Origin of the sequence: Paenibacillus lacisoli (genome assembly GCF_030580655.1) — a bacterium.
GTDB lineage: Bacteria > Bacillota > Bacilli > Paenibacillales > Paenibacillaceae > Paenibacillus > Paenibacillus lacisoli.
In genome coordinates this window covers 1-12,664 of the sequence record NZ_JAUQTB010000024.1, presented here as the reverse complement: position 1 = coordinate 12,664, position 12,664 = coordinate 1, and the positions used below count along the sequence as shown (strand labels likewise).

Annotated in this window: 13 protein-coding genes; 1 reads left to right on the top strand and 12 read right to left on the bottom strand. The window is 49.4% G+C overall.

The genetic code is table 11. The features are described from left to right. Positions 1-62 precede the first annotated feature (62 nt). Complete coding sequence (locus tag Q5741_RS20925) at positions 63-1,355, top strand: MFS transporter (protein ID WP_305026057.1); 1,293 nt, start codon at positions 63-65, stop codon at positions 1,353-1,355. 64 nt (positions 1,356-1,419) lie between these two features. Here Q5741_RS20925 and Q5741_RS20920 read toward each other — a convergent pair whose 3' ends face one another. From Q5741_RS20920 to Q5741_RS20865, 12 genes are all read right to left on the bottom strand, one after another. Next, positions 1,420-2,310 (bottom strand): sugar phosphate isomerase/epimerase family protein, encoded by an 891-nt coding sequence (locus Q5741_RS20920; RefSeq protein WP_305026056.1) that lies wholly within the window; start codon positions 2,308-2,310, stop codon positions 1,420-1,422. 36 nt (positions 2,311-2,346) lie between these two features. Next, positions 2,347-3,183, bottom strand: a complete 837-nt coding sequence (locus Q5741_RS20915) for an ABC transporter ATP-binding protein (protein WP_305026055.1) — start codon at positions 3,181-3,183, stop codon at positions 2,347-2,349. Beyond that, entirely contained in the window at positions 3,137-4,180 is a 1,044-nt protein-coding gene (locus tag Q5741_RS20910; RefSeq protein ID WP_305026054.1) for an ABC transporter ATP-binding protein, read from the bottom strand. Before Q5741_RS20910 ends, Q5741_RS20915 begins: the two co-directional genes overlap by 47 nt. 6 nt (positions 4,181-4,186) lie before the next feature. Then, positions 4,187-5,023, bottom strand: a complete 837-nt coding sequence (locus Q5741_RS20905; RefSeq protein WP_305026053.1) for an ABC transporter permease — start codon at positions 5,021-5,023, stop codon at positions 4,187-4,189. A 1-nt stretch (position 5,024) separates the two neighbouring features. Then, positions 5,025-6,035, bottom strand: coding sequence for an ABC transporter permease (locus Q5741_RS20900; protein WP_345784180.1), 1,011 nt, complete (start codon positions 6,033-6,035; stop codon positions 5,025-5,027). Positions 6,036-6,073: 38 nt separating this feature from the next. Next, complete coding sequence (locus Q5741_RS20895) at positions 6,074-7,903, bottom strand: ABC transporter substrate-binding protein (RefSeq protein ID WP_305026051.1); 1,830 nt, start codon at positions 7,901-7,903, stop codon at positions 6,074-6,076. Between the two features lie 207 nt (positions 7,904-8,110). After that, the gene (locus tag Q5741_RS20890) at positions 8,111-8,365 is read right to left on the bottom strand and encodes a hypothetical protein (protein WP_305026050.1); all 255 of its coding nucleotides are present in this window, start codon (positions 8,363-8,365) and stop codon (positions 8,111-8,113) included. A 324-nt stretch (positions 8,366-8,689) separates the two neighbouring features. Continuing rightward, on the bottom strand, positions 8,690-9,184 hold the full coding sequence (locus Q5741_RS20885) for a hypothetical protein (protein ID WP_305026049.1): 495 nt from the start codon (positions 9,182-9,184) through the stop codon (positions 8,690-8,692). A gap of 320 nt (positions 9,185-9,504) precedes the next feature. Next, positions 9,505-10,458, bottom strand: a complete 954-nt coding sequence (locus Q5741_RS20880) for an endo-1,4-beta-xylanase (RefSeq protein WP_305026048.1) — start codon at positions 10,456-10,458, stop codon at positions 9,505-9,507. A gap of 222 nt (positions 10,459-10,680) precedes the next feature. Continuing rightward, positions 10,681-11,220 carry an SMI1/KNR4 family protein gene (locus tag Q5741_RS20875; RefSeq protein WP_305026047.1) on the bottom strand — a complete coding sequence of 180 codons (540 nt, stop codon included), beginning with the start codon at positions 11,218-11,220 and terminating at the stop codon, positions 10,681-10,683. A gap of 727 nt (positions 11,221-11,947) precedes the next feature. Further along, positions 11,948-12,328, bottom strand: a complete 381-nt coding sequence (locus Q5741_RS20870; protein WP_305026046.1) for a 1,4-dihydroxy-6-naphthoate synthase — start codon at positions 12,326-12,328, stop codon at positions 11,948-11,950. A gap of 18 nt (positions 12,329-12,346) precedes the next feature. Then, on the bottom strand, positions 12,347-12,664 hold a 318-nt coding region (locus Q5741_RS20865; protein WP_305026045.1), incomplete at its 5' end, for a hypothetical protein.

Genomic DNA, 12,664 nt, shown 5'->3' with positions numbered 1-12,664 from the left:
TTTAGTTTTCAGACACATCCTAGTGTGTCTCCCTACTTCCTAATAAAGGTGGTATTCCTTCCATGAAAAGTGTAACAGAGACTGTGCCGCCGCCACCAAAGGCTAAACCGGGGGCTTCTTCCAACTACCACAAGCTGTTTGGGGCATACTCCCTCACCTTCCTTGGCGATGGGCTGACCTTAACAGCTGTTCCCTGGCTGGTATCCTCACTGACGAGCAATCCTCTGCATGCTTCCTGGGTTACCCTTGCGCTGCGACTGCCCTGGCTCCTGTTCAGCCTGCCCGCAGGCATTCTGATCGACCGAATGTCCCGCAAAGGTCTGATCGCAGCCGCCAGCTTGCTTCGGACCTTGCTGCTGCTGGTACTGACCGTCTGCATTGCGGCCGGGTGGATCAGCATCCCCCTGCTGGCCGTCTTCATGTTCGGCATCGGTCTAAGCCGGGTGCTTTTCGATAGTACGGTACAGACCCTGCTGCCCTCGGTCGTGGAGCGCAGCCGGTTAGAGCAGGCGAACGGCCGCTTCACTGCAGGCCAGCTGATTTCCAGCGACATGGTGGGCGTCGGCTTGGGCGGACTGGTCATTACGCTCAGCCTGATCATCCCGTTCGCTGTCGATACGGTTACGGCATTCGCCGCCAGCGCACTCCTGCTCCTGCTGCGGGGATCCTTCCGTCCGGATACATCGCAAAGGGACATAACATCGCCAATCCAAAAAGCGGCCATAGCCACATGGAGGCAGGACATGCTGTTCGGTTTCCGATATATCTATGCCGATCCCTTTCTCCGCCCGCTGGCACTGCTGTCCATTTTTATTACCCTGATGGCCTCCTCGCTGGTGGCAACCCAGGTTTATTTTGCCCAGGAGGTGCTTGGACTGGATTCCTTCGGATTTGCCATTCTTATACTGGTCGCCACATTGGGCAGTCTGCTGGCCAGCCAGGTGATCTCGAAGATGCGTACACGCTGGAATCCACGGCAGCTGCTGCTAGTCTCCATTCTGGCCATGATGATGGTGTACGGTGCCTGCGGAGTCTTCGTCAGTCCGTATGCCGTGGGGCTTTTCTATTTTACTGCTGCATTCTTCATCACCGTTTACAACATCACGCGTACCTCCCTGCTGCAGCGCTCGGTGCCGGATGCCTATCTTGGACGGGTAGGAAGCGTCTTCCGGTTTCTGTCCATGGGTGTAAGTGCTATCGGGGCTGTGGTTGGAGGATTGATCGTCACTTCCAGTGAGCAAATGTTCAGCCGTACCTTTGCTCTGCAGCTGCCTTATCTGCTGCTAGCAGCCGTTTACGCTGTTTGTCTGCTGGCCGGTTCCAGACTGCTGAAGGAGAACAGCGACGATCATTAGAAAATCAGCGGCAATGTCAAAGCCCCCCGGTGAAGAATATCTTCACCGGGGGGCTTCTGTATGCTCATAGATAGGATTGAAGTACTCGCAAATCATTCTCTACACTCTTCAGCTTATCTGTTGATGCACTTTCATTCTCCACAAGGGCATACCGGACATGTCCCCACTTCCTGATTTGGTCATATGCCGCTTCCAGATTCATCAACCCGGTACCCAGATCCACAAAGTCATCCGGGCGGTTACGGTCCCTGTAGACCGATCGAAGGGAAGCCGGCTCATTCCTATCTTCAGGCACATCCCCCTCCCTGTGTGCCAGCAGGTTCAGACTACCGGCCAAGCCTCGGTTAATGTCCTTCTGATGAATCATATCGCAGCGGCCGGCCAGCCGTGTCAGCACCTGCAGCGGATCGGCTCCGCCTCTCATGACCCATGCAAGATCCAGCTCAAACCGTACCTGCTGCGGATCTGTATGCGCGACCACCAGATCGAACAGCGTCTGTTCCGCCCCCTCTTCCACCCTGCGGAATTCATGCGCATGATTATGCAGGTACAGCTGAAATCCATGCTCCCCCAGATGCTGTCCGACCTTGTTCAGCTGATCGGCCGCCTGCAGCGCCTGCTCCCGGTTCTCGATCCATATCGATGGAATCACGATGCGGCGGCAGTCCAGCACCTCGTAATACTGCATCACCCGGCGCCAGTCGTGTGCGACGATCTCTTTACCCGGAGCTACTCCTTCGTGTGCTGCGACCGCGAACAAGCCCAGTTCATCGAGCCTGCTCTTAACCGATTCTGGCGTATGCTCATCCAGGAAAGAGGTCCCCTTGATGATATTAAAACCGATCAACTCCAGGTTCGCGTAACCTGCGGCAGCCAATTTCTTCAGGGTGCCGAAATAATCTGCCGCAAGTTCGTGTGCGACCGAATAGACATTAAGACCAGCTGATATTGCCATCACCGCTTCGCCTCCTTTTATATGAGCAGTCCCGGTTTAACCCAGGTTCCATTCTTCATGAATTTTGGGCACATCCTCAATCAATTGACGGGTATAGGGATGCGCCGGCTCCAGAATGACCCTTTCAGCGGGTCCGCTCTCTACCACACGGCCTTTTTCCATAATGTACAGTGTGTCACTTACATAATAGGCCAACCCGACATCATGGGTAATAAATACAATCGTCATCCGGTTCTCATCCCGCAGCTTCAGCAGCATATCCAGGATCGTGGAGCGGGAACAGGCATCGACCATGGACGTCGGCTCATCCGCGATCAACAGCTTCGGCTGCAGCAGAAATATCCTTGCAATCATCAGCCGCTGCATCTGTCCCCCCGACAGCTCAAAGGGATACTTGTTATACAGCTCCTCAAATTTCAGGTTGACGAACGTACACGCTTCCTTCATACGCTCGAACTGCATATCCCGGCTTAACTGCAGCCCCTGCAGCTTCAGACAATCGAGCAGCAGCTTCTCCACACGGTAGAATTGGTTGAATGACGAAAATGGGTCCTGAAAAATCGCCTGGATATCTTTCCAATACTGCTTTCGCTGCCGGTGGTTCCCCAGCTGGCGCGGAATACCGCGGTATTGAATTTCACCGGAGCTTTCTTTGAGCAGACCCATCATAATTTTGGCCAGCGTCGTTTTACCGCTGCCGCTCTCGCCGACAATCGAGACAATCTCTCCCTCCCGGAAGGCAAAATCCACCTCGTCCAGCGCAGCCGTCCTCTGCTTGCCATATCCAAACACCTTGGTAATCCTCTTCCCGGAGATGAGCACTTCGCTACGTTGAGACGGTGTGATCGGCTCCATCCTGTTCAGCGGCTTCATTGGCATACCACCCCCTCAGCGTCTTCTCATCGAACCGGCACCGGTATTCCCGTTCGCCGCTCATGACCGTAGACACGGCACCACTGCGGCATTCTTCAACCGCCCAGCTGCACCGGTCTGCAAACCGGCAGCCTGGCGGCACCTGCTTCAGATTGGGCGGAGCCCCCGGAATTGCGGCCAGCCGCTGCTCCTTCATTCCTTCTTCCGGAACGATGATCGATCCCATCAGCCGTTTGGTATAAGGGTGCAGCGGATCGAAGATCATCTGCTCAGCCGTCCCCCGCTCCACAACCTCTCCCGCATACATCACCATAATTTCATCTGTAACATGGTACAGCAGCGGCAGCTCATGTGTAATGAACACCAATGACTGGATGAATTTCCGCTCGAGCAGATTCTTCATCAGCCTGATGACGGCCTTCTGGGATGTCACGTCCAGTGCGGAAGTCGGCTCATCCGCAATCAGCACCTTCGGGTTCAGAATTGTAGAAATTGCAATAACTGTCCGCTGCTTCATGCCGCCTGACAATTCATTCGGATAAGAATCCAGTACCTTGGACGGAAGATTCAGGGTTTCAAAACGTTCAGCCGCAAGCGCCCTTACCTGCTGCCGGTTCAGCTCCGGGCGGTGCTCCTTCATAATATCTTCGATAAAAGAAATGATCCGAAGCGTCGGATTCAGGGCATTCATCGCAGCCTGCGGAATGTATGCAATTTCACGGCCGGATACCCGCACACGCAGTTCCTCCTTGGACAGCTTCATAATGTCCTGCCCATCAATGGAAATCGAACCGCTGTCATAATGAAGCGGCGGAAAATAAAAGCCCATCAGACTGAGTGCGAGGGTCGATTTCCCGCAGCCGGACTCACCCGCGATCCCGAGCGTCTTTCCGGCCTCCAGGGCAAAGTTAACCCCGTCGACCGCAAATACTTTCTCCTTTAGCCGGGTGCGGTAATAGGTCTTCAGCCCGCTGACTTCAAGAATCAGATCACTCATGAACCGTCAGCTCCTTATCTTCGGATTAAAGATTTCATCCATACCCGTATTCATCATGTACAAGGAAAAGGTGATGATCGCAATCGACAGCGCAGCCGGAATAAAAGCCCACCATGCGCCCGCCACCGGCGCCTCAAAGACAAGCGCCCAGTTCATCAGGATCCCGAGCGAGATCGTGTTGTACGGTCCGAGCCCCAGCATGGAGATGGATGCCTCAGCCAGAATACCGGAAGCGGTCTGCAGCACGAACGCCATAACGACATAGGAAGCAATATAAGGAAGAATTTCAAAGGCGATAATACGCGGTGTGCTGTGCCCGGATATTTTGGCAATGTTGACATGGTCACGGCTCCTCAACGAAGTCGTCTGGGCCCGCACGGCTCTAGCCGTCCAGGGCCAGCTGGTGACTCCGATAATGAGCGCAGTGACCAGCGAGCTGCGGGAATCAATGCTGACCGAAATCAGGATCAGGATGATGAAGGATGGGATGACAATAAAAATATTCGTAACTGCGGTCAGCAGGTTATCGAGCCAGCCTCCGATGTAACCGGCAGCCAGACCAATGACCAGGCCAATCACCGTCGCACACACGCCAGCGATCAGCCCTACCTTGATGGACGTACGGATGCCATAGATTAGCTCCAGGAACAGATCGCGGCCGAAATTGTCTGAACCGAGCCACAGCGAGCCGTCCGGCGGCTGAAAAGCCATGGCGATCATCTCCAGCGGATCATTACGGTTAACCAGCGGATAAATCAGCACAAAACCAACCATGAACATAAATAGCAGGGCACCGAGCATAAACTTAGGTGATGTGACCAATATGCGCAGGGAATGGTTCATATTATTGATCCTCCATCTGCGAAGCTTTGATTCTTGGATCGATCAGGCCGTAGACAAGATCAATCGTAAAATTAGCCAGCAGTACCGACATGGCAATCAGCAGCGTACAGCCGGAGATCAGGGGGTAGTCCAGCTGCCGGATTGCAGTGAACAACCAGGTGCCAATGCCCGGATAGCTGAATACGATCTCGCAGATCAATGAGCCGCCGACCATTGTTCCAATGGAGAGCGCAAGCCCGGTTATCTGCGGCAGCATTGCATTGCGGAAAACGTAGCCTGCAATCCGCGAATCACGGATCCCCAGCAGCTTGCTGTACAGCACGTAATCCGAATTCAGTTCATAGATGGACATCTCCCGCATCCCGATCGCCTGACCGCCAATGGTAACAAGCACAATGGAAAAGAACGGCAGCATATGATGGCGGATGACCGACCAGATGAAATCAAGGCTAAGCTGCGGTACCATCTGGAAGTCATAACCCCCGGATAACGGGAACCAGTGCAGGGTCAAAGCAAACACATACAGCATGATAATCGCAAGGGTAAAGAATGGAATGGAGTTAATGAACAGAGCGACCGGAAAAATGACCTTGTCAAAGACACCCTTCTTATAGGCGGCTACTGCTCCCAAAATATTGCCGAGCAGCCATCCGACCAGAATGGCCGGAAGCTGCAGGGCGATGGTCCAGGGTACCGCGGATGCCAGAATATCCGTGACCTGCTTCGGATATAGTCCAAACGAGGTACCCAGGTTGCCAGTGAACAGGTTTTTGACATAGATCAGAAACTGCATATACAGAGGCTGGTCAATTCCGAACTCCTGGATAAAGGTCTCATATACACGCTTGATGGTATCGCTGTCGGTCATACCCTGGGTCATTTTGGATACGATGATGCTGACCGGGTTACCTTCAATCATGCGGGGCAGCATAAAATTCAGCCCGATTGCAATCACCAGGGTGAGGAGATACCAGAGCAGCTTCTTTGTCACATATTTGCCGTAGGCGTTCAACAGGCTCACCTCCCAAAGATGCTTCAGCTGTTATGGAGTTAATTGTGGATCTCGTACAGAGCGCGGATGCCGGCCCCGTCCATCGCGATCTGTGGTGGAATATTGCTGCCGTCCCCTTCTGTCGGGAAGCCTTTCCAGACTGACTCATTCACAGTATGGAACACCCATGGACGGTACATCAGCGGAATGGATGGAATATCCTTCAGCCAGATCGTAGTCAGCTCAGTGTAGAGTTCCTTCAGCTTGGCATCATCGGAGACGGTCGGAATTTCATCAATGATGGCATCCGCCCGGTCGTTCTTATAGCGTCCCCAGTTCCAGAACGCCATCTCGCCAAGCGGAGCAACGCCCTTGGAGTACATGATCGTCATGGCACGGTTCCAAGGCTGGCTCGGACTGACTCCGCCTGCAGGTGTATTCATGATAATATCGAATTTGCCGGTCTGCAGATCATTAGTCCATACCGGCGACTCCGGGAACTTGGTACGGATCTCAATACCGATGGCCTTCGCACTCTGGGCTACGATTTCCAGTGAGGCATTCCAATCCGACCAGCCGTATGGGCATTCAATCTCAAATGGTCCTAATCTTGTGCCGTTCAGAACTCGGATGCCGTCCTTGCCTTTCTTGGCACCAATGGAGTCCAGCAGCTGATTCGCCCCCTCCACATCTGTCGTCCACTGCAGCGATTTGATCGCATTCTGGTCAACAAATTTGGATTCGGCATCCGAGTTCAGCGTCAGCGAAGGCTGCATCGGGGCTGAATAGCCGCTCATAGCCAGCTCGGAAATTTTGGCATAGTTAATGCTCATCGCGATCGCTCTTCGTACATCCGGGTTATCCAGACCTTTTTTGGAGAGATTGAAGAAAATCGACGGCATAGATCCTGCCAGATAATACGGCTCTTCCTTCAGATAGGTCTTGATTGGAGCGCCTTTCTTCCACATATTCGAGACCTGCGGGATGAACTGCTGCGAGACGTCGACCTGCCCGCTCTTGAACGCCAAATCACCTGCCGCATTATCCTTGTAGATCACATGTGAAATATATTTGGGCGCAGGGAGCTTGCCAAACAGGGATTTTCCCCAATAATTATCATCACGGATTAATGTAATCTTCTGATCATTGTAGAAGTACAGCTTATAAGGTCCCGTACCTACCGGATTCTCGTTCACTTCCTTGCGGATCGTTGACAGGTCATTATTCGCCTTTTTCTCGACCTCTTCCCAAATATGCTTTGGCAGGATCGGAATCAGCTCAATGCTGTCCAGCACTGTCAATTTGTTCGGGTTCTTCGGATTCAGTGTAATGATCACCTTATGCTCTCCGTCGGCTTTAACACTTTCGATGTAGGTCCAGTAATTGCTCCAGTTAATGTCGTATTTGTGGCCAAGTTCATAGGTGTAGACCACGTCATCTGCGGTAAAAGGCTTCCCGTCGCTCCACTTGGCATCCGGGTTCAGCTCGACTTGCAGCGCCTGCTCGCTGGTCCATTCATACTTGGTGCCGAGTAGCGGTTCAAGCTCACCAGTCAGCTGGTTCACCATAAACATGGTTTCATACACCAGCTCCCTGGAGTTGCCATAGTTAATCGGAAAAGCCGGATTCCCACTCAGCAGGTTGAAGTTGGTCGGCGGCCCCCACTGTAGGCCATTAATGTACAGTGTTTCATTCCTTGGTGTTTCCTTCACTTCCTGGCTTGGCTGGCTGGTGCTGTCTGTCCCCGGCTGTGCAGCCGTGTTGTCCTGCCCAGGCTGTGCCTCACCCGTGGTCGGCGGCGGCTGTACACTCTGACATCCGGCAGCGGCAAACGAAAAAATCAACAGCAAAATCAACAGCGGTCTGAATGATACGACCTTCTTCTTCACACAGAACCCTCCCCAAGATCATATGGCCCTCGGTCTGCGTCCGTATCAGGATACGGTACGGTATTTTGCTTTTAAGAAACCGCCTTTATGCAAGCGCTTTCTTTATTAGGCATTGTATGTAGGCTGCAGTGTTTTTGATTACTTAAAAATCAAACCTAACACAAAAAAAACAAAACACCCCGGCGTTAACCAGGATGTTCAATGAAACTAGCCGATCATAATGATTCCGATTGTAACTAAAAACCAGACTACTGGAACAGCAGCCAGCCCGATGGCCAAACGGAACCTGTACAGATGGTAAGGGATCCAGCCAAAGAAAGAGATGATGACACTAACCGGATAAATCCAGACGGAATAGATGAATCCCTTGGTTCCCCACGAAGCGGTCTCCCAGCTGGAACCCGGCGCATCAAACAGGAATCCGGTAGCGAACGCAAAAGCGGGCCATATAAATAAGGACATCACATACAGAACATGCAGGATGATAAGAGTAAGAGCAATAGAAGGATTTTTCTGAGACTTGATTTCTGCCAGAACAACAACCCCCTTGGAGTATGTAAAAATGGTGGTAACTGGATATCTTACTTCTCATTATAGCGTGTAAACCGTCTGATTCCATGGTAATCCTGTATAAAATCCTCACCCGGCTGCTGGGTGACCATGATCCGGTGCAAAGACAACGTGCTTAATTTGTATCTAGAAGAGAAAAAACGAACAAGCCGAAGCTGGAGTTCTCCAGCTGTCGGCTTATTTGTTTGTTATATCATTATTGCCGGCAAGGCGTTCTTACTCCACGAATAGATCCTTGCCGTCAACGATCCAATACTGCTGCTCCGGCGGGACTCGGAGAGTAAAATCCTCGTACTTCCCTGTCCAGCCATCCGGTACATAATGCTCGAACGAGGCTGGTTCCGGATAATAGGACAGCATTGTACGATTATCGAAATCGATCAGGAGCGCAGGCGAATAACCAAAAACCCCTTCCTCATCAGGCTCATATACAGCTTGCTGTACGGCTTCCCGCAGTTCCTCAGTGCTTACTTCATAATCCGAAATAGCTTGAAGAAACAGGTCCGCTGTCTCGTGATTAATGATGGCTATATCATAACGCTCTGCATAATCTCCAGCCCCATACACCTCATACCCTTTGTCCAGAAAAGCCTGCTCCAGCTTGGTCAGATCCAGGAACCAGAGCTCTTTGTCCGTCACATACCAGTGCCAGGTCTGGTGGCGGATGACGCCAACAATGATATTTTTCGCATAAATGATAGGTGCTTTCATGGGTACCCTTCCTTCCTGTAACAAATTGCAGCTGGCTTGGCTGCACACCATTGAAGAAAGACCCGCCTTATGGCGAGTCTTTAACAATTATTCAAGCATCTGATATAGATTGTACAGCACTTGAGCAGCCTCTGCCCGGGACAAACTTGCTTTCGGCGCAAAATGACAAGGATACTAGGCATCTATTTTCTTCTACTTGACCAATAAGAAGAATTTTTTTAGCTATAACTTTTTTAGCTATAACATGGAAGAAGCCTGTACCCTCAATAAAAGCAGGAAAGCGGGATACAGGCTATTCTAAGAAATTCTTCGATGGTCCATCAGCCTTCCAAATAACTGCGCAGCCACTGCAAAGCCGGACGCTCTGTGCCGTTCGTATTCAGCAGATGGGAACCGCTCTGCCAGGTCTGTCCCTGAATGTAGCCCCAAATGGTAATTCCTTTGACATTGGGATGGTTCCACAGAACCGGGAACTTCTCCTTATACCGGGCCAGTTGGGTATTGTCATCACCTGTCATATCCAGCTCTGAGACGTAGATCGGAAGCCCTGTCGCTGAGAGCTTATTAAGCACCGTATTCATCGTGCCTGTCGATACCGTATCCATATTAAAATAATGACATTGGATACCGATTCCATCGATCAGCCCTCTACTTTTCAGGATGTTGATGATCTTTACATATTGATCCGCTGCGTTCGGGTCGCCAATAATACCGTAATCATTCAGCAACAGCTTCGAATTCGGAAAAGCCTTGCGAGCCTCCTGGAACGACCAGATAACCCAATCCCAGCCGGTCGAACCGTCCCCGCCAATAGCGTTGCGGTAAGACGGCTTGGCATGCAGCGGTTCATTCACGACGTCTACCATCGCAGCCTTCGAATAACGCTGCCCTGCCTGCTGAATCCATTGGGTCACTTCTGCCTTCTGCTCAGCAGCTGACAAACCCTTGACCCAGCCAGGCTCCTGATTTCCCCAGACAAGGGTGTGAAATTTGAAAGAGTATCCATTGTTATTGGCAAAATTATAAGCTGCATCCGCCTGGGACCAGTTCATCGAATTCCGTGTTCCCTCGACTGATTCCCATTTTGTTGAATTCTCTGGTGTTACCTGATTCCAATATGTTGAGAAGCTTGAAGGAACACTGCCTCCAATCACATTACCCAGAAACTTGCTTCCTTTTGCCATACTTGCTTGTGCGCTCTCTGCAGCAACGGACGTCAGCAGAGCTCCCACCAGAGCCAGGGTGCCGGCAATTTTAAACCAACGGGACTTCATTACATCATTCCTCCTTGAAAGGGATGTCACGTCAGAAGTGATCAATCTTCTGACATTTTAATGAAGCGCTTCCATTTAACTGTAATCAATTTCCATCCTATATGCTACCGTACAAACTATAGAACAACCCTCGGAAATTTAAGGTTTTCAGGCTTCCATTCGACAATATCCTGTCGTTCTTTTTACATAAAGCTCATTCCCACTTGTGGATTATACTCTGAGTCACTCCCATAGCCTATCCTTCTCATCATCCATAGAGCTGCGTCCTTTGCACAATTCCTCAAAGCTCTCGGCCACCTTCACACTTTCTTCGTAATCCAGACAGCCGGAATGAGCCGTCCGAATCGGGTACTCGCCGTTAACCGGTTCTTCCCGCATGTCCACAATATAATGGTTGCCGCAGCCATCCATTCCTATGGAGACACTCCCCTTCATATACTCTGGAAATTCATACAGCAGATTATATTCTCTTAGTTCGCTCGTACTGAACAACTGAAAATATCGTTCCCCCGTCTGAAATTCCCCGCCATTTGAGTACTGCAAAAATTCAATATAGCTGTGTGGTAAATCTCTCTGGGGAAACGTCCACAGGCTGACAGCTTCATCAAGAATCGGAATCTTCATTTGGTTACGTCTTTCTACCGCTTCTTTAATCTCGTTTTCTGTTAGCGGATCATTCCAGTTTTTTAAAAAAGAAGACAATTCAGCAGCATCAGCGCCTTCTCTTTGTATATGTACTTGTTCAAATCGTTGCTTCGGCATACATTACACTTTCCTCTCTTTGAGCTTGAGCTAACTATCATAATAAAGGGATCCATACGAGTTAACCAATTTCTCGGCTTACTTTAACAAAAAACAGGCCAAAAACGGTCATATTCACCATTAGTAACATGATCTCAGTTACTTTTTTGAGAAAAACTATCTCAGTATAATACAATTCCCTCTGCCTGTGGTTTGATCTCAATTCTCATATTTCTAAATTATATATTGTGCACATCTGTGTCTGTTGTATCATTCTTTTGAAGATAACAAAAACAGGTCAATCATGGTGGTATCTGACCATAATCAACCTGTTTGATGTATCGGCAGAGCGTTATTTAGGTTATGAAATTAAATCATTTGATGTGCGTACAACCGAAATGAGGAAATCTTTATACGGGTATTACACGGGTAATATGTGTCATTGGTTGAATAAGGGGTTCATTCGGCACTGGGGGCCTATTTCATGTACCCGCCATACACATACATATGAGGATAAAAAAGACCACAACATGAGCAGTCAACTCGCATTATGGCACTATTGGTTGTATCGTACGATCTTACCAATATAATGTAACCAAGTTTTGATTATTTATATTTTTCCAACACACTATTTGGATTAATTACCGATTCGGTTCAAGCTTCGCAGAGCATAAATAGTTGAATTTGCTTGGCTTCGTTATCCCCCATCTGCTAATTGGGCGGTGCGTGATGCGGCACTATAACTAACTCATTGCCTTTCCTCGAAATTATAGCCTCCTTTTCTTGGAAGCAACTCTTCAAAGTCACAAGATGCTATCGCCTTATAACCAGCATCCCATAACTTTATCAATAAATTAGATACTTCTACAACAAAAGCATTATTCTCTACATTTTCAGCAGGCTCAATTTCTAGACAATACTTGTAATATAGAAATTCATCATTCCCTAGATTCCTTCTATCTTCGTCGAAATCTCCATTGTTGAAAATATAAATATCTGCTTGTTCTGTAGAAACGTTCGAGCCACTAATAGTTCCGTATACATTTTTAGATACTATTTCTATAACCGCTCCTTTTTCATCATCAGTATCTAAAAATATTTTTGTAAATAAATCAATGTTTTCATCCAATGAAATCACCTCAAATTATTATTTAAGTGGCGTAAATGGGGGATTGTCGAAGGGTCCGCCAATTTTAATAATCGATATATCTACATCCATACCTAACTCTTGTTGAAGTTGTTCCCTAAACTTACTCAACTTTGCTTCTCCTGATTGAATTTTTCCAGTTTCAATAGCATGAAGCATTGTTTTCTCCTTAGCAGACCCTGGATTAGGCGGCTTAACCTTACTAAAAGAGCTTTGTATTAGTTCATCAAATTTCTCGGATTGGAGTGCTACGATAAAAATGCAGTCGATAAACACCCTCGTATGAAATAAAATGAAAACAAACGAGGGGACGAGTGA